A 17206-nucleotide genomic window follows, 5' to 3' on the forward strand; every position below is an offset into this window, starting at 1 on the left:
CGGACCGCTCCGACAGCTCATCCTCGGTTCAGTCCGGTGCTGCAATGCCGGCGAGCGATGTGGTGCCTCTGCGCGCATTCAAGCCTGGCTGTCGGAGGCTGGGCGAATACTGCCCACAACTGAGCGTCGCCCTGCGCGGCGCCGATCCGGCAGGGGGAACCATGGGAAATCGGGCCAACATCGTGTTGGTGGATCATGACGGCTGGCAACTGAGGTACTCGCACTGGGCGGGGTGCCGGATGCTCGACGCCTTGCTCGCGGGACCGGAGATGGCTACGCGCTACATCCTCGCGCAAGAGACCAGTGAATTTTGGACTGACGATCTGTGGTCCGACGGTGGCCTGCTTCTGGACCTTGTGGCGCACCGGCTGCTGTTCTTCGGCGAGGAAATCATGACGAGGATGAACGAGCGGCGGGCCATGTTCCAGGTGTTGGAGATCTTGTGGCCGGGCTACTCGATCTCTTGGGCGTATGGTGCGACTGCGGAGATCGCCGCATATGTCGGTGCTCGAATCCCTCTGTGCGACAATCCCTCTCGCCCGGAGCTGAAGACGGCAGCGGACACCGATCGCTTACATCACCTTGTCACCGTCACTAGTGGCAACGGCCGTGTTCGAGCCTGGCCACTGTGGTGGGGCAGCAGTGCCGCGTGGCACGGTCCGCAACTGCTCGACATGCTGCCCGGCACCGGGAAGTCTTCGCTGCGCCTAGGCATCTTGCCCGAGAGTGGTGTGCATATCGACGAGACGAACGAGACCGTCGGAGTATGGGTTACCAACCCGAATCCCGGGCTCGTGTGGTGGTTACCGCAATTGTGGCCGGGTTGGCGCGCCGAGTTCTGGGAGGACCGTTACGAAGAGCAGCTGCGCCGGTGTGGCCCGCTCATCACCGCCCCCGCGCTCGACGTCGACTCCGGCGCTGCTGAGGCTAAAGTGCGGCTGAAGGAGCGGATTTTCCAACGGCGCGAAGACAGCCCTGCGGGTCAGCTCAGCCGTCTCGCCGAGCTGCTCGTCGCCGCCGGGTTGCCGATCCCGGAGGTCAGCGCATCGGCGGTCGTGGATGTGGGTGCGCGACCGAGCCCGGCCGAATGGGCGTGCTTTGAACGCGCCTGCGCAAGAGTCCGCGCCTCGGGGAACGCGGCCTGATCCGGGTGTTGCCGGGCAGGGGAGGTGCCGACCGCCTCGCGCTTTCGCCCATAATCCTCGGGTGAGTGCTCAGACTTCCAAGCTCGGCCGGTTCGGTCGCATCGAGTCCCGCGACCTCACCCAAGCGGCGGTCTTCGCCGGCCTGCTCGCCGCGCTGGGCCTTCCGGGCACCCTGAGCCTCGGACCCACCGGCGTCCCGATCACGCTGCAGACCCTCGGCGTGATGCTGGCCGGGTCGATCCTCGGCCCCCGCAAGGGTGCGCTGGCGGTCGCTCTGTTCACGATCCTGGCCGTGGCCGGGCTACCGATCCTGGCCGGTGGTCGCACCGGTCTGGTGGCGCTGTCCTCACCGACCGCCGGCTTCTTCGTCGGCTGGCTGCCCGCCGTCATCGTGATCGGTCTGCTGACCGCACTGATGATGCCGCGCTACCGCGTGCTGTGGGGCATCGCGATCAACGTCGTCGGCGGGATGGCCGTCATCTACCTTTTCGGCACAGCAGGCCTGATGCTGCGCACCGATCTGTCCTGGTGGGCTGCGTTGTCCACCAACGGCATCTACCTCGCCGGCGATGTCACCAAGGCGGTGTTGTGCAGTTACGTGGCCGCACAGGTCCACCGGGCCCGCCCAGGCCTCATCGCCCCCGTCCGAACTCGAAGCGATGACTGACGACCCGCCCGCCGCCATCGTCATCGACGGGGTGTCCCATTCCTACGGCGAGCGCCCCGTGCTGCGTGAAATCTCGCTCACCATCACCGAGCGCCGGGTCGGCATCGTGGGCGCCAACGGCAGCGGAAAGTCCACGCTGGCAAGGCTGTTCAACGGATTGGTGCTGCCCGACTCGGGGGCGGTACGCGTGCACGGCCTGGACACCAGGCGTTCCGCCAAACAGGTGCGCCGGCTGGTCGGTTTCGTGTTCACCGATCCGGACCGCCAGATCCTGATGCCCACCGTCGCCGAGGACATCGAGCTCTCGCTGTCCCGGCGGTCGCTGGACCGGCAGACCCGCACCGCGAAGGTGGCGCAGGTGCTGGAACGGTTCGGGCTGGCCGGACACGCCGATCAACCCGCGCACCTGCTGTCCGGAGGACAGAAGCAGTTGCTGGCGCTGGCGACGGTGCTGGTCACCGAGCCAGCCGTGGTGGTGGCCGACGAGCCGACGACGCTGCTCGACCTGCGAAATGCGCGGATGCTGCGACAGGCCTTCGCCGCGTTGCACACCCAACTGGTGATCGTCACCCATGATCTGGACCTCGTCGATGATGCCGACCGCGTGATCGTGCTCGACGACGGCCGAGTGGTCGCCGACGACGTACCGTCAGTCGCGCTTTCCACATACCGGCGGCTGATGACATGACGATGCTGGGGGATTACCGTGCGGGAACGTCGTGGCTGCATCGCATGCCGGCCGGCGCGAAGTTGTTCGGGCTCGGTGTTCTGATCGTCGCGATGACGGTGTGGGTGGATTCACCGGTCCGGCTCGCCGTCGTGGCCGGAATCGTTCTGGCAGCCGTGCTTTCGGCGCGGCTAAACGTTCGGGCGCTGATCCTGCAACTCCGGCAGGTGCTGTGGGTGGTCGGGTTCATCTTCGTGTTGCAGGTCGTGCTCACCGACTTGCATCGCGCGCTGGTGGTGTGCGGGGTGTTGCTGCTGGCAGTATCCCTCGCGGCGATGGTGACGCTGACGACGCGGACGACCGACATGATCGACGCTGCGACCCGCGCCATGAAGCCGTTGGCGCGGTTCGGGTTTCCGGCCCGACAGGTGGGCATCGCGTTGGGCCTGACCATCCGGTCGATCCCGCTGCTGGTGGAGATCATCCGGCAGGTGGACGAGGCCCGCCGGGCGCGTGGGCTGCGGGTCACCCCGCGGATCGTGTTCGTACCCGTCATCGTCGGTGCGCTGCGTGCTGCCGACGATCTCAGCGAGGCGCTCATCGCCCGCGGACTCGACTGAGGCTCTCCCGCCGGATCATGAGTCCGGGGCTCTAACCGACTGAGCTACCGCCCCGAGCGCCTTGGTCGCTCGATGCAGGATAAGCATGCACCAGCGCGGTCGACAGCTTCGGCACCGCATGGGTCAGCGTGTGTTCGGCGCGGTGTGCGATGCGGTGCGCGTCGGCGAGCGTTACCGCGGGATCGATGTCCAACTCCGCTTCGGCGTGCAGGCGATGGCCGATCCAGCGCATCCTGACAGTGCGCACTTGTGACACTCCGGGCTCGGCGGCGAGCGCGGCCTCGGCGGAGTCGACGAAGGCGGGGTCGACCCCGTCCATCAGGCGCCGGAACACATCCCGCACCGCCGTGCGGAGCACCGCGAGGATCGCAACGGTGATCAGCAGGCCGACGATGGGATCCGCCAGCGGGAAGCCCAGCGCCGCACCGGCGGCGCCCAGCACCACCGCCAGCGAGGTGAATCCGTCTGTGCGAGCGTGCAATCCGTCGGCGACAAGCGCTGCCGAACCGATCCGGCGGCCGACCCGGATGCGGTAGACCGCGACGATCTCGTTGCCGAGGAATCCGACCAGGCCGGCCGCGGCGACCCATCCGACGTGTTCGATGGCGACGGGGTTGATCAGACGGCGGATCGACTCGACGCCGGCGACGACGGCGGACAGCGCGATCATCGCGACCACGAACAGCCCGGCGATGTCCTCGGCCCGGCCGAAGCCGTAGGTATAGCGGCGGGTCGCGGCCCTGGTGCCGAGCGCGAACGCGATCCAGAGCGGGATGGCGGTCATCGCGTCGGAGAAGTTGTGGATGGTGTCGGCGAGCAACGCGACCGAACCCGACACTGCCACGATCGCGAGCTGGCCGACCGTGGTGGCGCCGAGCACGAGCAGGCTGATCTTCACCGCCCGGATGCCGGCGGCGCTGGATTCCAGTGCGTCGTCGATGCTGTCGGACGCGTCGTGGCTGTGTGGGGCGAACACCTCGCGGATGGCTGTGCGCAGTTTCCCGCCGTGCGGATGCCCATGATCGTGCGGATGGTCGTGGTCGTGGTGGTGCGGGTGGTCGTGGTTCTGCGGGTGCGCCGCGGCCCCGGTGGCGTGGCTCATGCGCCGCGACCCTTGGCGGGTGCCGCGGCCGTGTCGGCGTGCAGCATGGCGAGTTCGGCCGCGTCGCGGTGATGCCCGGGCACCCCGGGCCCGGCGTGTTCGGCGTTGAATACCGCGTCGGTGACGAGCTGCCTGATGTGGTCGTTGTCCAGGCTGTAGAAGACGCTGGTGCCTTCTCGGCGGGTGCGCACCAACCGGGCCATGCGTAGTTTCGCCAGGTGTTGCGACACCGAGGGTGCCGGCTTGTTCACGTGTGCGGCAAGGTCATTGACCGACATCTCGCGGCTGACCAGGGCCCAGAGGATCTGCACGCGGGTCGCATCGGCGAGCATCCGGAAAACCTCGACGACCAGGTTCACCTGGTCGTCGGGCAGCCGACGGCCGCATTGACCATTACCTGCATTCATACGCAGATAGTAGAACGCATCCGGCCCACGGGGCAATGCCGACGTTCACGCGCCGTTCGTTTGCGTCTTGATTCGATGACTGTCAATATCGATGTATGTCGAAGTCAGCGGCGCCGCGTGCCGACGACCAATGCTGTCCGCCGGGTGCGCTTCTGCGTAAACCTCTGTCCGCCGCGGCCGCCGCGGACATGGCAGTCAGGTTCAAGGCCCTCGCCGATCCGGTGCGCCTGCAGTTGTTCAGCGCGATCGCCAGCCATGACGGAGGTGAGGCCTGCGTGTGTGACCTCTCCGCCGGTATCGAGGTGTCCCAGCCCACGGTCTCGCACCATCTCAAGGTGCTCCGGGACGCCGGACTGCTGACCTCGCAACGCCGGGCCTCCTGGGTCTACTACGCCGTGGTCCCCGAGGCGCTGGACAGCCTGGCGGTCATCCTCGGCGCCGACGCAGCGAGCGTGCCCGCATGAGTGACACGTCCACGGCGTCGCCGGTAGTCGTCGCGAAGCTGTCCACCCTCGACCGCTTCCTGCCCCTGTGGATCGGCGCCGCGATGGTCGCCGGTCTGCTTCTGGGCCGCTGGATACCGGGCCTGAACACGGCGCTGGAAAGCGTTGCCATCGACGGTGTTTCATTGCCGATCGCGCTGGGTCTGCTGATCATGATGTACCCGGTGCTGGCGAAGGTCCGCTACGACCGCCTCGACACCGTCACCGGCGACCGCAAGCTGCTGATCTCCTCGCTCGTGCTGAACTGGGTGTTCGGCCCGGCGCTGATGTTCGCGCTCGCCTGGCTGATGCTGCCGGACCTGCCCGAATACCGCACCGGGCTGATCATCGTCGGCCTGGCGCGCTGCATCGCGATGGTCATCATCTGGAACGACCTCGCCTGCGGCGACCGCGAAGCCGCCGCCGTGCTGGTCGCGCTGAACTCGATCTTCCAGGTGTTCATGTTCGCGGTGCTCGGCTGGTTCTACCTGTCGGTGCTTCCCGGCTGGCTGGGTCTTGAACAGACCACCATCGACACGTCGCCGTGGCAGATCGCGAAATCGGTGCTGATCTTCCTGGGCATCCCGCTGCTCGCCGGATACCTGTCGCGCCGCATCGGCGAGAAGACCAAGGGCAGGGCGTGGTACGAGTCGAGGTTCCTGCCCGTCATCGGACCGTGGGCGCTCTACGGACTGCTGTTCACCATCGTGATCCTCTTTGCGCTGCAAGGCGATCAGATCACCAACCGACCCTGGGACGTGGCCCGCATCGCGTTGCCGCTGCTGGTCTACTTCGCGGTCATGTGGGGCGGCGGCTACGCCCTCGGCGCCGCGCTGCGCCTGGGCTACGAGCGGACCACCACGCTGGCCTTCACCGCCGCGGGGAACAACTTCGAACTCGCCATCGCCGTCGCCATCGCCACCTACGGCGCCACCTCCGGGCAGGCGCTCGCCGGGGTGGTCGGACCGTTGATCGAGGTCCCGGTGCTCGTCGCATTGGTCTACGTCTCGCTGGCGCTGCGGCGTAGATTCCCCGATAGCACCACCGATTCGACGAGGACGAAGGAAGTAGTCGATGACTGACACTCCGGTGACGCACCAACTGCGCCGTGATCTGCCCATCGATCAGCAGTTGGCGTTGAAAGCGGCAGCCAACCAGCTGCAGACCGAGTTCGGGGACATCATCGGAGCCGAGACCATCGAGCGTTTCCTGCATTCGTCCTACGCGCATTTCGCCGGCCGCGCAAAGGTTCCCAACTTTCTTCCGCTGCTGGCCGAACGTTACGCCCGTCAGCAACTGAGCGCCCTGGCCCGCGTCGAAGCCAAGATCCCCGACGCGAGACCCACAGTGCTGTTCCTGTGCACGCACAACGCGGGACGCTCCCAGATGGCGCTGGGCTTCTTGACCCACCTGGCCGGGGACAAAGCGGTGGGCTGGTCCGGGGGTTCGGAGCCCGGTCACGAGATCAACCCGGCCGCGGTCGCCGCCATGGCCGAGGTGGGAATCGACATCACCGGCGAGTTCCCCAAGCCGTGGACCGAGGAGATCGTCCGCGCCGCCGACGTGGTGGTCACCATGGGCTGCGGCGACGCCTGCCCGGTATTTCCGGGCAAGCGCTACGAGAACTGGGAACTGACCGACCCCGCCGGACAGGGGTTGGAGGCGGTCCGGCCGATCCGCGACGACGTCGAGGAACGGGTGCGCCGGCTGCTTGCCGACCTCCAGGTCCCCGTCGCGGTGCGCTGACACCGTGTCAGGGACCGCTCCGACGGTGCTGTTCGTCTGTGTGAGCAACGCAGGCAAATCGGTGATGGCGCAGGGCCTCATGCGTCATCTCGCGCCGACCCAGATCACCGCACTGTCCGCCGGGACGAACGCCAAGGGGGCCGTCAACGACGTCTCTGCGCAAGCACTGGCCGAGCTGGGGATCGACGTCAGTGCCCACCGGCCCACCCAGCTCACCGACGAGATGATCGATGACGCCGACCTCGTCGTGGTGGTGGGCACCCAGGCGCACGTGGACCCGGTGGGTGACACACCCATCGAGGTGTGGGACACCGACGAGCCGTCACTGCGGGGGATCGACGGCCTCGAGCGCATGCGGCTGATCCGCGACGACATCGCCGGACGGGTCGCCGCCCTGGCCGACCGTCTCACCCGTCAGCATCCACCGGTCTGACCCGCGTCGCGGTGGCAAGCAGCGCGGCGGCGAGCGCGACCGCCCCGAGCACCACGAACATCGCCCCGTAGCCTCCCAGCAGGGTGGCCAATCCCGCGCCGACGAAGGGTCCCAGTGCGGTGCTCAGCATGACGGGCGCGGACAGAATTCCGCTGAGCTGCCCGTAATGGGTGATGCCCCACCGTTCGGTCACCGCGGTGGCCTGCAGCAACGTCATCACGCCTCGGACGACGCCGGCCACGACGGCCACGGCGATCAGGTTGGCCACCGACGTGAGCAGTCCGAGCAGCGCAGTGGTGACCGCGACACCGGCCATGATCAGCGCGGTGCGCGGAACGACGCTGAGGTGCCGGACCATCCGCTGGTAGCCGAGCCGCCCGAGAACCTGGCCGGCGCCGCCGAGTCCGAGGGCGAGCGCGGCGGCCTGCGTGCTGATTCCGTGCGCCGTCATCAGCGGCACCAGATTGACGATCACGGCGTAGGAGGCCAGCCCGGCCATCGCGAATGCCACGGTGAGGGCGACGAATTGGCGGCTGCGCGCGATGCGGGTCGGCGGCTCGGCCAGATGGTGGTGCTCGATGTGGGGCCACGGCCGGCGCAGGCCGAAGAAATGCGCGGGGACGGTGATGACGGCCATCGCGGCGGCCAGGACGAGATAGGTTTCGCGCCAGTCCATGTGCGCCGATATCGCCGCAGTCAACGGTGCGAACACCGTGCTGGCCAGGCCCGCCGCCAGCGTCAGGGCGGTCAGCGCGCGGACCGCATCGGGGCGGAAGTAGCGTGTCAGCGCGGCGAACGCCGGAGCGTAGAACACTGCGCTCATCGCTACGCCGGCGACAACCCATGCCGCGGTGAAAGATACGACGTCGGGTGCGGCTGCGACGCCGGCCAGTGCGATCGATCCGAGCACCGACCCGCCCGTCATGATCCAGCGGGGGCCGTGGCGGTCCAGCCAGCGCCCCACCGGAATCCCCAGCAGCGCGGAGATCACCAGGCCCGCGGAGAACGCTGCCGTCACCGCCGGCGCGGACCAGCCGGTGTCCGCGCAGATGGCCGGTGACAGCACCGAGAACGCGTAGTACAGCACCCCCCAGCTGGTGATCTCGGTGAGGCACAGAGTGAGCAGCACCGAGCGCCGGTCGGCGCGGTCGGACTCAGCCACCAAAGGTGTTCAGCGACAACGCCGCCGGATGGGTGGGAACCCCGCAGCAGCCGCCCGCACCGGATTCTCCGGGAGCCTCGAACAGTCCCGCGCCGCCGCACACGCCGGTCTCGGGCAGCACCAGCTCCACCCTGCGTGCGGCCTCGTGATCGCCGGCCAGCTCCGCGGCCACGCTGCGCACCTGTTCATGACCTGTCATCGCCAGGAAGGTCGGTGCGCGACCGTAGGACTTCATCCCGACGATGTAGAAGTCGGCTTCAGGATGCATGAGTTCGACTGCGCCGTGCGGGGACACGCTGCCACAAGAATGCTGGTTCGGGTCGATCTCGGACGCGAGCCTGACAGGCGCCTGCAACACCGGGTCGAGTTCGACGCGCATCTCGGTGAGGAAGGACAGATCCGGCCGGAATCCCGTCAGCACCACGACATGGTCCGCGGCGGGCAGCCCGCGGCCGTCCTCGGCCGTCACCACCGCACGGCCATCCGCGACGTCGATTCGCTCGGTGCGGAATCCGGTGACCAGATCCACCAGCCCCGCCGTGACGGCGTCGCGCGAGCGCACCCCGAGCGCCCCGCGCTCCGGAAGCCCGTCGCCGGCGCCGCCACCGAAGGTGTCGCCGACCGTGCCGCGCCGCAGCGCCCACGTCACCGTCGTCGACGGATCTCTGCGCGCCACGTCCGCGAGTTCGATGACCGCGGTCATCGCCGAATGCCCGCTCCCGATGACCACCACGTGCCGACCCGCCCATGTCGCGGTGGCGGCGGGCGCCGGTGGCAGATAGGTCACGAGACCCGCTGCGGCGGCGTGCTTTTCACCGATGGCCGGGACACCGTCGGCGCCGGCGGGACTCGGCTGGCCCCACGTGCCCGAGGCGTCGATGACCGCTCGGGCCTCCAGCCGGGACTCGGCGCCGGCGGAGTCGATCACATGTACGACGAATGGCTGACCCTGGCGACCGGCACTGACGAGCCGGTCCCGGCCACGCCGACTGACGGCGGTGACGCGCGTATCGAACCGCACGTGACCGTCGAGGGCGGCGCTCAACGGCGCGAGGTACCGGTCGATCCATTCCCGTCCGGTGGGGTAGCCGTCTGTGGGAGCGGTCCACCCGGTCGGCGCCAACAGCCGTGTCGCGGCGGCGTCGATCAGTTCGGGCCACGGCGAGAACGTCCGCACGTGCGCCCACTGCTCGATCGCCGCACCTGCGGAGGTGCCGCATTCGAGCACCAGCGGCGCCAGCCCGCGCTCGCGCAGATGCGCCGCGGCCGCCAGACCCTGCGGCCCGGCACCGATGACGACGACAGGAAGATCCGACATGCACCGCTCCTTGCATCGACAGCTATCGATTCGTCGACCCTGTGCGATGCATCGACGTTTGTCAATGTATATGCGATGCTCTCGGGATGGCGACTGTCCCGGCGGAAGGCCTGGCCGCGACGTTCAAGGCCCTCGCCGACCCGGCGCGGGTCAAGCTGCTGTCACTGATTGCGGCCGCCCGGGACGGCGAAGCGTGCATCTGCGATCTGACCGCGCCGCTGGGGCTGTCGCAACCCACGGTGTCCCACCACATGAAGCTGCTGGTCGACGCCGGCCTGGTGAGCCGGCAGCAGCGAGGCAAATGGGCGTACTACCGGATCCAGCGCGACGCGCTGGATCGGGTTGCGCAGGACGTCGCTGCGCTCACGTCTTAACGTGACCAACTCGTTGAAACCCGGTCGGCGAACCATCACCGGGGCGTAATTTACGGGCAGCACAATAGCTGCCGATTCGCGCTCCGTCGAAAGGGATCCCATGGGCTACTCCAATCACATCGGACGCGTCGGGGCACTTGCGGTGACCCTGGGTGTGGGTTGGGCGGTGGCGTCGGCACCGGGCGTCGCGCACGCCGAGCCGTCCGCCCCGTCGGCATCCAGCGAGTCCTCGTCGACGACGACGACCTCGAATGAGGAGTCGTCGGCGAAGGTCGGGACCACCGCTGACGACGGTGCGGCGGCTCCCGACGACGAAGCCGAGAAAGAGGTCGCCGAGGCCGACGACGAGGAAGTCGTCGACGAAGACGAAGACGAGGACGAGGAGGCCCAGGACGCCGAGGCCCAGGACGTCGAGGCTCAGGACGCAGTCGACGTCGAGGACACTGACAGCGTCGACGTCGACGATGCCGAGTACGCCGAAGCGGCAGTGGTCACGCTGGTCTCCGATCAGGTCACGTCCGAGCCCGCACCGCAACCCGAGCCGGCCCCCGCCGCACCGATGGGGGGATCGGCGATGCTGGCGTCGCTGGCCGCCGTGCGGGACGAGTTGGAGCGCAACGTGATTCGCCGCAACACAGTGGCGACTCAGGTCACCGCACTGGCCGACGAAACCCCCAACGTGCTGCTCATCGGGGTGGACGGCACCAACCTCAGCCGTGTGCTGGCCAACCCCGCCACCACCACGAACTTCTTCAGCCTGATCCAGAACGGCACCACCGCCGCCTCGACCATCGTCGGGCACACCACCATCTCGAACCCGTCGTGGTCGTCGATCCTGACCGGCGCGTGGGGGGAGAAGACGGGCGTCATCAACAACATCTTCACCCCGTGGACCTACGAAAAGTGGCCGACGGTGTTCACCCAGCTCGAGACGCTCGACGGCGACATCGTGACCACGTCGATCGCCAACTGGAACGTCATCTCGGGCATCGCCGACTCCGGGCTCGGCGCCGACACCGTCGTCAACGTGTCCCAGGTGGAAGGGGACACGAACTGGTTGCTGACCGACGACGAGGTCGGTGACCTGACCGAGGCCGCCATCGCCGCCGCCAGCGCAGATGCCGCCAACTTCATGTTCAGCTACTTCGTCGGCGTGGACGAGAACGGGCACCTGTACGGCGGTGACTCGCCGGAATACGCCGCGGCCGTGGCGAACTTCGACCGCAATCTCGGCGAGATCCTGCAGGCCGTCAGCACCTGGGAGGCTGCGACGGGGGAGAAGTGGACGATCATCATGGTGACGGACCACGGCCACCAGGCGCAGAAGGGGCTCGGTCACGGCTTCCAATCACCGGACGAGACATCGACATTCGTCATCGCGAGCAACCCCGAACTGTTCGGTCAGGGCGTGATCAACCTGAAGTACTCGATCGTCGACGTGACGCCGACGGTGCTGTCGCTGTTCGGTTTCGAGCCCGCCGAAGACTCCGACGGAGTGCCGCTGACCGACCTCGACGACGCCGACGTCACGCCCGTCGACAATGACGCCGCGCTGCGCGGGGCGCTGCTCGACATCATCGGCAAGTACGGGTACCCGGACATCGGGACCACCCTCGCGCTCGGCGCCCGCACCATCTTCGCCTCGGTGCCGTACTACGTCGACATGCTCACCACCGGCATCACCGACAGCCTGCAGACGATCGCCGACGCGGGCATCTTCTTGATCAGCCCGCTGGCGCAGCTGGCGATCGTGCCGGTCAAGTTCGTGGGCGATCTCGCCTATGTCGCGACGAACTTCGTCGCACAGATCGTCGCCCGTCTCACCGGAGTGACCGGGGCCAGCATCTTCCCGCTGTGGCCGCCGGCGCCGCCGACCTTCCCCGAATCTCCGGAGGAGCTCTCGACACCGGATCTGGTGGCGCTGGTGTGCAGCGACGGGCGGGTGTCGAGCGCGGTGTTCGCGTGCGGGGCTGCCGCGGTCGCGGTCTGAGCTAACGCTGCATCGAGGCGATGAAGTAGGACTCGTCCCCGGTCGGGTAGCCGCCGCCGTCGGTGGCGATGTGCACGTGGTCGAAATGGTTCAGCGTCTCCGACCCGTAATCGGCGGTCCAGCTGGGCGCGCCGATGCCGGGGTAGTAGCCCTGCCGCCAGATCACGTGCAGCACACCCCAGCGCTTGGCGTTCGCCAGTGCGTAGCCGGCGATCTGGTTGCCGAGCTCGATCCCTTCCTCGCTGTTGTGGTTCGGGATCATCACGTCGATCGCCAGGCCGTTGGGATGCCACTTCAGCGGATCCTGCCGGTAACCACCGATCGTGGTGATCTCGGGGAACATCGTGCTGATCGCGCGGGCCGCCCAGATGGTCTTGACCTGTAATCCGCCCTCGGGCGCCACCCCGGCGGGCAGCGCGAAATCGAAAACCCGGGCATCGGCCGGAGCGCTGGCCGCCAACAGCTCTGCTTCGGTGGGTGGCGGCGCCGCCATCGACGGCGTCGGGTCCTGCTCGGCGGCGCTGGGCTGTGAGGGCTGCGGCTGCCGCGGCGGCGCGGTGGTCTGGGCGTAGACCATGCCTGCGGACACCGCCAGCGAGACCGCGACGGCCAACCACCGCCCGCGCCCGCCGGCTGACAGTTTGCTGCCCACGGAGAGCCACCTTAATCGCCGTGCCGAGCCTGAGACGGCAATTGGCAGCAACGTGTGCTCGTCGGGGTGGTGGAACACCCCAGCCGTCAGGGCACCTTGGCGACGGTGAGCAGCAGGGCCGCGTCCGTCTGCGCGATCACCGAGTGACGGGCGTTGGGAATCATCAACAGGTCTCCGGTGCGGGCATCCCACTGCTGATCACCGGACAGCAGTCGGACCGAGCCTTTGAGCACATACAGCGTGGCCTCGCCGGGGTTCTCGTGCTCGCCGAGCTCGGCGCCCTCCAGCATGGCGATCACCGTCTGCCGCAGCACCCGCTCGTGGCCGCCGACAACGGTGTCGGCGGCGTTGCGGCCGTTCGCGGCCGCCTTCGCAAACTGCTCACGCACCAGCGCTTCGATCGACACCTTCTGCATGACAGTCATTCCATGCCCGTTGACGCCGCAGCGTCAACCCGTCAGAACGGTTGGACGTTCTGCACGCTGACGAGGGCGCCGTGTCCGGTCTTGTCGTTGGTGAAGCGCATGCCCGCCGGTGTCGACGCAATCGTCCAGCCCAGCGCCCGGTAGGTCTTGGCGCCCAGCGTCGTCGGCGCCACCGCACCGAGATTGCCGTCCACCCATGACCCGGTCCCGTCGGTGTTTATACGCACCCCGTGGTAGGGCCCGCTGCCGTCCACGTGCTGCTGCCAGTTCGTGCCTTCGGTCTCGCACCCGATGAAGGTCGCCTCGACGATGCACTGCGTGTCGCCTGCCGCCGTCTGCACGACGACGTAGCCGTACTCGTTGGGCGGGATCGTCTCGATGTCGCCGGACGGAAGCGCCGCAGGCACGTCGGCGGTGGCGCGCACGAAGCTCGCCGACTGGTAGGACGCGACGGTGAAACCGAACTGCTTCAACGGTTCCAGGTCCGCGGCCTCGCCGGACGGGGTCCAGATTGCCAGCGGCCGACCGTCGACGACAGTCTCTGCGGTATGCGTGGACGGCTGCCAGGACAGCACCGAGTCCATCGACGGTTCCGATTCGAAGTGGTCGAAGTTCACCACGCCGTCACCGTCCTTGGGCACACAGCTGGTGCCGCCGACCGTGTGGCGGGTGCCCGAGCCGGTTTCCGCGTCGTCCCGGCAGATCGCGTCCTGCCACTGAGCCAGTGATCCCGACACGGACGGGCCGCCCGGCACCGCCGCCGCGTTTGCCGCGCCCTCGGGGGCGGGCGCCGAGGAGCATCCGGCCGCGAGCACCGCCACCGCCAGAGCCGCTGCACCGCCCCCGGCTCGAATCGTCAGTGCCATGTCCCGCCTCTTTCAGCCGTTCGTTTGCTCGCTCGGTGAATGTAGCGGTGAGCGCATCCCGTCCCCACTCAAATTGCCGGTGCTGTCATTAACCGTGACTGTGCCGTGGCGGAACTGTTCCCTTGGCGGGTGGGGCCTCGGGTCGGGGCTCCGCAGATCGGCGCCGCCTACGGATCGCGGGCGCACCGCGATTCGATAGGCTTCGCCGGAAGGGTGCCTTCGAACTGAACCGAAACTGACGCGGGAGACCACAATGAGCGCCGAGCAGCCGTCCATCATCTACACGCTGACCGATGAGGCGCCGCTCCTCGCGACCTACGCCTTCCTGCCCGTGGTCCGCACCTTCGCATCGGCTGCAGGCATCGACGTCAAGTCCAGCGACATCTCCGTGGCGGCCCGCATCCTGGCCGAGTTCAGCGATCGCCTCACCGACGAGCAGAAGGTGCCCGACAACCTGGCCGAGCTCGGCGCGCTCACGCAGGAACCGGACACCAACATCATCAAGCTGCCCAACATCAGCGCCTCGGTGCCGCAGCTGCTGGCCGCGATCAAGGAACTCAAGGCCAAGGGTTACGACCTGCCCGACTACCCGGGCGACCCGAAGACGGACGAAGAGAAGGCCGTCAAGGAGCGGTACGCCAAGGTGCTCGGCAGTGCCGTCAACCCTGTTCTGCGGCAAGGGAACTCGGATCGCCGTGCGCCGAAGGCGGTCAAGGAGTACGCCCGCAAGCACCCGCACAGCATGGGGGAGTGGTCGCAGGCCTCCCGCACCCACGTCGCGACCATGAAGCACGGCGACTTCTACCACGGCGAGAAGTCGATGACCCTCGACAAGGACCGCAAGGTCAAGATGGTGCTCGAGCCCTCCAGCGGCGGCCCCGCCCTGGTCCTCAAGCCCGAGGTCGCGCTGGAAAAGGGCGACGTCATCGACAGCATGTACATGAGCAAGAAGGCGCTGATCGACTTCTACGAGGAGCAGATCGAGGACGCCTACAAGACCGGCGTGATGTTCTCGCTGCACGTCAAGGCGACCATGATGAAGGTCAGCCACCCCATCGTGTTCGGCCACGCGGTCAAGGTGTTCTACAAGGACGCCTTCGCCAAGCATCAGAAGCTGTTCGACGAGCTCGGCGTCAATGTCAACAACGGACTGTCGGATCTGTACAGCAAAATCGAGGTGCTGCCGGCGTCGCAGCGCGAGGAGATCATCGAGGACCTGCACCGCTGCCATGAGCATCGTCCCGAGTTGGCCATGGTGGATTCGGCCAAGGGCATCTCGAACTTCCACTCGCCGTCCGACGTCATCGTCGACGCCTCGATGCCCGCAATGATCCGCCTCGGCGGCAAGATGTACGGCGCCGACGGCCGTACGAAGGACACCAAGGCCGTCAACCCCGAATCCACGTTCTCCCGGATGTACCAAGAGGTCATCAACTTCTGCAAGACCAACGGCCAGTTCGACCCGCGCACCATGGGGACCGTCCCGAACGTCGGTCTGATGGCCATGAAGGCCGAGGAGTACGGCAGCCACGACAAGACCTTCGAGATCCCCGAGGACGGCGTCGCCAACATCGTCGACATCGACACCGGCGAGGTCCTGCTGACGCAGAACGTCGAAGAGGGCGACATCTGGCGCATGCCGGTGGTCAAGGACGCCGCGATCCGGGACTGGGTCAAGCTGGCGGTGACGCGCGCCCGGCTGTCCGGCATGCCCGCGGTGTTCTGGCTCGACGACGAGCGTCCACACGAGAACGAACTGCGCAAGAAGGTGAAGGCCTACCTCAAGGAGGAGGACACCGACGGCCTCGACATCACGATCCTGCCGCAGGTGTGGGCGATGCGGTACACCCTGGAGCGGGTGATCCGCGGGCAGGACACCATCGCGGTGACCGGCAACATCCTGCGCGACTACCTCACCGACCTGTTCCCGATCCTGGAGCTGGGCACCAGCGCGAAGATGTTGTCCATCGTTCCGCTGATGGCAGGCGGCGGCATGTATGAGACCGGCGCCGGCGGCTCGGCGCCCAAGCACGTCCACCAGCTGGTGGAGGAGAACCACCTGCGGTGGGACTCCCTGGGTGAGTTCCTGGCGCTGGGCGCGTCGTTCGAGGACATGGGTGCCAAGTTCGGCAACAAGAAGGCGGAGCTGCTGGGCAAGACGCTGGACTCGGCGATCGGCAAGTTGCTCGACAACGACAAGGGCCCGTCGCGCAGGACCGGGGAGCTCGACAACCGCGGCAGCCAGTTCTACCTGGCGATGTACTGGGCGCAGGAGCTCGCCGAGCAGACCGACGACAAGGCGCTGGCCGAGCATTTCGCGCCGCTGGCCAAGACACTGGCCGAGAACGAGTCGACCATCGTCGACGAGCTCAATGCCGCGCAGGGCAAGCCGGTCGACATCGGTGGCTACTACTACCCGGACCAGGAGAAGACGACCGCGGTGATGCGCCCCAGCGCGACGTTCAACAGCGCGTTGGAGGCCGCCGGCAGCTGACCGGCGTGTCAGCTCCTGTCCCAGGCTGCGCCGCGGTAAGTTGACGATTTTTGCCGCAACCGCGCGATCCCAGCTGTCGCGTGCGTAACATCTGCTACAGACATGCCGATAAAGGGCCAACACCGGCAACCGTCTGGGAGTAGCTATGCGCGTGGTACTTGGTTTGTCACTGACCGCGGGGAGCGCCGTCTGGGTGCTCGTCGACACCTACGACGGCAGCGTCATCGCCGACGAGGTGGTCGCCCTCGACTCCGTAAACGAGTTGGCCCGGGCGGCGGCGCGTAGCGTCCAGACGTTCGCCCTGCAAAGTGACCGCGACATCGACGGCGTCCGGTTGGTGTGGGGCGACGACGATGCCGCGGCGCGTCAGCACGGCATCCGGCTGCGGACCAAATTGCGGCTCTTCGGCTTCGACACCGTCGAGACCGTGAGCGAGGAAGCCGCCCGTGAGGGCCGGAACCGGACGGCCCGGCACATCGCGCCACACATGGTGCTCGCCTACGGAGCCGCGCGGGCCGACGTCGAGGACACCGGCGGCGCCGGCGTGCTGCGCCGACTGGTCGCCCGGGTGCCCAGGCATGTCCCGCCGGTCACCATGTCGGTACGGCTTGCCGCCGCGGCGACCGTGGCGGCCATCGCCGTCGTCGGGGTGGTCC

17 protein-coding genes, 1 tRNA gene and 2 pseudogenes are annotated in these 17206 nt (G+C 67.7%); 12 read left to right on the forward strand and 8 right to left on the reverse strand.

Annotated features, from left to right (window positions below):
- Positions 1-44 precede the first annotated feature (44 nt).
- The 4 genes from BN976_RS34435 (at position 45) to BN976_RS32745 (ending at position 3099) form a co-directional block, all read left to right on the forward strand.
- Positions 45-1145 (forward strand): hypothetical protein, encoded by a 1101-nt coding sequence (locus BN976_RS34435; RefSeq protein WP_235622074.1) that lies wholly within the window; start codon positions 45-47, stop codon positions 1143-1145.
- Between the two features lie 61 nt (positions 1146-1206).
- Complete coding sequence (locus BN976_RS17715; protein WP_011780434.1) at positions 1207-1812, forward strand: biotin transporter BioY; 606 nt, start codon at positions 1207-1209, stop codon at positions 1810-1812.
- The gene (locus BN976_RS17720) at positions 1805-2500 is read left to right on the forward strand and encodes an energy-coupling factor ABC transporter ATP-binding protein (protein WP_011780433.1); all 696 of its coding nucleotides are present in this window, start codon (positions 1805-1807) and stop codon (positions 2498-2500) included. The genes BN976_RS17715 and BN976_RS17720 overlap by 8 nt, the downstream gene beginning before the upstream one ends.
- The gene (locus BN976_RS32745) at positions 2497-3099 is read left to right on the forward strand and encodes an energy-coupling factor transporter transmembrane component T family protein (RefSeq protein WP_011780432.1); all 603 of its coding nucleotides are present in this window, start codon (positions 2497-2499) and stop codon (positions 3097-3099) included. Before BN976_RS17720 ends, BN976_RS32745 begins: the two co-directional genes overlap by 4 nt.
- Here the strand turns inward: BN976_RS32745 and BN976_RS17730 are convergent.
- From BN976_RS17730 to BN976_RS17740, 3 genes are all read right to left on the reverse strand, one after another.
- Positions 3057-3151: transfer RNA gene (locus BN976_RS17730), tRNA-Ile, on the reverse strand. The genes BN976_RS32745 and BN976_RS17730 overlap by 43 nt on opposite strands.
- Positions 3131-4201: a cation diffusion facilitator family transporter gene (locus BN976_RS32750; RefSeq protein ID WP_084182328.1), complete on the reverse strand. Its 1071-nt coding sequence runs from the start codon at positions 4199-4201 to the stop codon at positions 3131-3133. Before BN976_RS32750 ends, BN976_RS17730 begins: the two co-directional genes overlap by 21 nt.
- Complete coding sequence (locus BN976_RS17740; protein ID WP_011780430.1) at positions 4198-4608, reverse strand: ArsR/SmtB family transcription factor; 411 nt, start codon at positions 4606-4608, stop codon at positions 4198-4200. The genes BN976_RS32750 and BN976_RS17740 overlap by 4 nt, the downstream gene beginning before the upstream one ends.
- A 95-nt stretch (positions 4609-4703) precedes the next feature.
- On the opposite strand from BN976_RS17740, the gene BN976_RS17745 reads away from it, so the two are divergent.
- From BN976_RS17745 to BN976_RS17760, 4 genes and pseudogenes are all read left to right on the forward strand, one after another.
- On the forward strand, positions 4704-5072 hold the full coding sequence (locus tag BN976_RS17745; protein ID WP_011780429.1) for an ArsR/SmtB family transcription factor: 369 nt from the start codon (positions 4704-4706) through the stop codon (positions 5070-5072).
- A pseudogene (arsB, locus tag BN976_RS17750) lies at positions 5069-6173 on the forward strand (ACR3 family arsenite efflux transporter); the annotation flags it as partial. The gene BN976_RS17745 and the pseudogene arsB, both read left to right, overlap by 4 nt.
- 6 nt (positions 6174-6179) lie before the next feature.
- Positions 6180-6836 carry an arsenate reductase ArsC gene (locus BN976_RS17755; protein WP_409366018.1) on the forward strand — a complete coding sequence of 219 codons (657 nt, stop codon included), beginning with the start codon at positions 6180-6182 and terminating at the stop codon, positions 6834-6836.
- A gap of 4 nt (positions 6837-6840) precedes the next feature.
- Positions 6841-7269, forward strand: coding sequence for an arsenate-mycothiol transferase ArsC (locus BN976_RS17760; RefSeq protein WP_036372597.1), 429 nt, complete (start codon positions 6841-6843; stop codon positions 7267-7269).
- Here BN976_RS17760 and BN976_RS17765 read toward each other — a convergent pair.
- A complete protein-coding gene (locus BN976_RS17765; protein WP_036372598.1) occupies positions 7244-8431 on the reverse strand; it encodes an MFS transporter in 1188 nt (395 codons plus the stop codon). The genes BN976_RS17760 and BN976_RS17765 overlap by 26 nt on opposite strands.
- The gene (locus tag BN976_RS17770) at positions 8424-9749 is read right to left on the reverse strand and encodes an NAD(P)-binding domain-containing protein (protein WP_036372599.1); all 1326 of its coding nucleotides are present in this window, start codon (positions 9747-9749) and stop codon (positions 8424-8426) included. Before BN976_RS17770 ends, BN976_RS17765 begins: the two co-directional genes overlap by 8 nt.
- An 86-nt stretch (positions 9750-9835) precedes the next feature.
- Here BN976_RS17770 and BN976_RS17775 point away from each other — a divergent pair, with 86 nt between their 5' ends.
- Entirely contained in the window at positions 9836-10123 is a 288-nt protein-coding gene (locus BN976_RS17775) for an ArsR/SmtB family transcription factor (protein ID WP_036372600.1), read from the forward strand.
- Between the two features lie 100 nt (positions 10124-10223).
- Positions 10224-12113, forward strand: a complete 1890-nt coding sequence (locus tag BN976_RS17780; RefSeq protein WP_036372602.1) for an alkaline phosphatase family protein — start codon at positions 10224-10226, stop codon at positions 12111-12113.
- Between the two features lies 1 nt (position 12114).
- Here the strand turns inward: BN976_RS17780 and BN976_RS17785 are convergent, their stop codons facing one another.
- From BN976_RS17785 to BN976_RS17795, 3 genes are all read right to left on the reverse strand, one after another.
- Positions 12115-12765 carry a VldE C-terminal domain-containing protein gene (locus tag BN976_RS17785; protein ID WP_036372603.1) on the reverse strand — a complete coding sequence of 217 codons (651 nt, stop codon included), beginning with the start codon at positions 12763-12765 and terminating at the stop codon, positions 12115-12117.
- Positions 12766-12851: 86 nt separating this feature from the next.
- Positions 12852-13181, reverse strand: a complete 330-nt coding sequence (locus tag BN976_RS17790; RefSeq protein ID WP_036373177.1) for a cupin domain-containing protein — start codon at positions 13179-13181, stop codon at positions 12852-12854.
- 41 nt (positions 13182-13222) lie between these two features.
- Entirely contained in the window at positions 13223-14056 is an 834-nt protein-coding gene (locus BN976_RS17795) for a hypothetical protein (protein WP_036372607.1), read from the reverse strand.
- A gap of 253 nt (positions 14057-14309) precedes the next feature.
- Here BN976_RS17795 and BN976_RS17800 point away from each other — a divergent pair, with 253 nt between their 5' ends.
- Entirely contained in the window at positions 14310-16550 is a 2241-nt protein-coding gene (locus tag BN976_RS17800; RefSeq protein ID WP_036372609.1) for an NADP-dependent isocitrate dehydrogenase, read from the forward strand.
- A gap of 145 nt (positions 16551-16695) precedes the next feature.
- Positions 16696-17206 (forward strand): annotated as a pseudogene (locus BN976_RS17805) (hypothetical protein); the annotation flags it as partial.

Origin of the sequence: Mycolicibacterium austroafricanum (genome assembly GCF_000612725.1) — a bacterium.
Classification (GTDB): Bacteria; Actinomycetota; Actinomycetes; order Mycobacteriales; family Mycobacteriaceae; genus Mycobacterium; species Mycobacterium austroafricanum.

Coding starts and splice junctions, on each gene's coding strand:
- BN976_RS17745 (WP_011780429.1), top strand. CDS start 4,704: ATGTCGAAGTCAGCGGCGCCGCGTGCCGACGACCAATGCTGTCCGCCG.
- BN976_RS17770 (WP_036372599.1), bottom strand. CDS start 9,749: ATGTCGGATCTTCCTGTCGTCGTCATCGGTGCCGGGCCGCAGGGTCTG.
- BN976_RS34435 (WP_235622074.1), top strand. CDS start 45: ATGCCGGCGAGCGATGTGGTGCCTCTGCGCGCATTCAAGCCTGGCTGT.
- BN976_RS17780 (WP_036372602.1), top strand. CDS start 10,224: ATGGGCTACTCCAATCACATCGGACGCGTCGGGGCACTTGCGGTGACC.
- BN976_RS17775 (WP_036372600.1), top strand. CDS start 9,836: ATGGCGACTGTCCCGGCGGAAGGCCTGGCCGCGACGTTCAAGGCCCTC.
- BN976_RS17800 (WP_036372609.1), top strand. CDS start 14,310: ATGAGCGCCGAGCAGCCGTCCATCATCTACACGCTGACCGATGAGGCG.
- BN976_RS17740 (WP_011780430.1), bottom strand. CDS start 4,608: ATGAATGCAGGTAATGGTCAATGCGGCCGTCGGCTGCCCGACGACCAG.
- BN976_RS32745 (WP_011780432.1), top strand. CDS start 2,497: ATGACGATGCTGGGGGATTACCGTGCGGGAACGTCGTGGCTGCATCGC.
- BN976_RS17795 (WP_036372607.1), bottom strand. CDS start 14,056: ATGGCACTGACGATTCGAGCCGGGGGCGGTGCAGCGGCTCTGGCGGTG.
- BN976_RS17720 (WP_011780433.1), top strand. CDS start 1,805: ATGACTGACGACCCGCCCGCCGCCATCGTCATCGACGGGGTGTCCCAT.
- BN976_RS32750 (WP_084182328.1), bottom strand. CDS start 4,201: ATGAGCCACGCCACCGGGGCCGCGGCGCACCCGCAGAACCACGACCAC.
- BN976_RS17790 (WP_036373177.1), bottom strand. CDS start 13,181: ATGCAGAAGGTGTCGATCGAAGCGCTGGTGCGTGAGCAGTTTGCGAAG.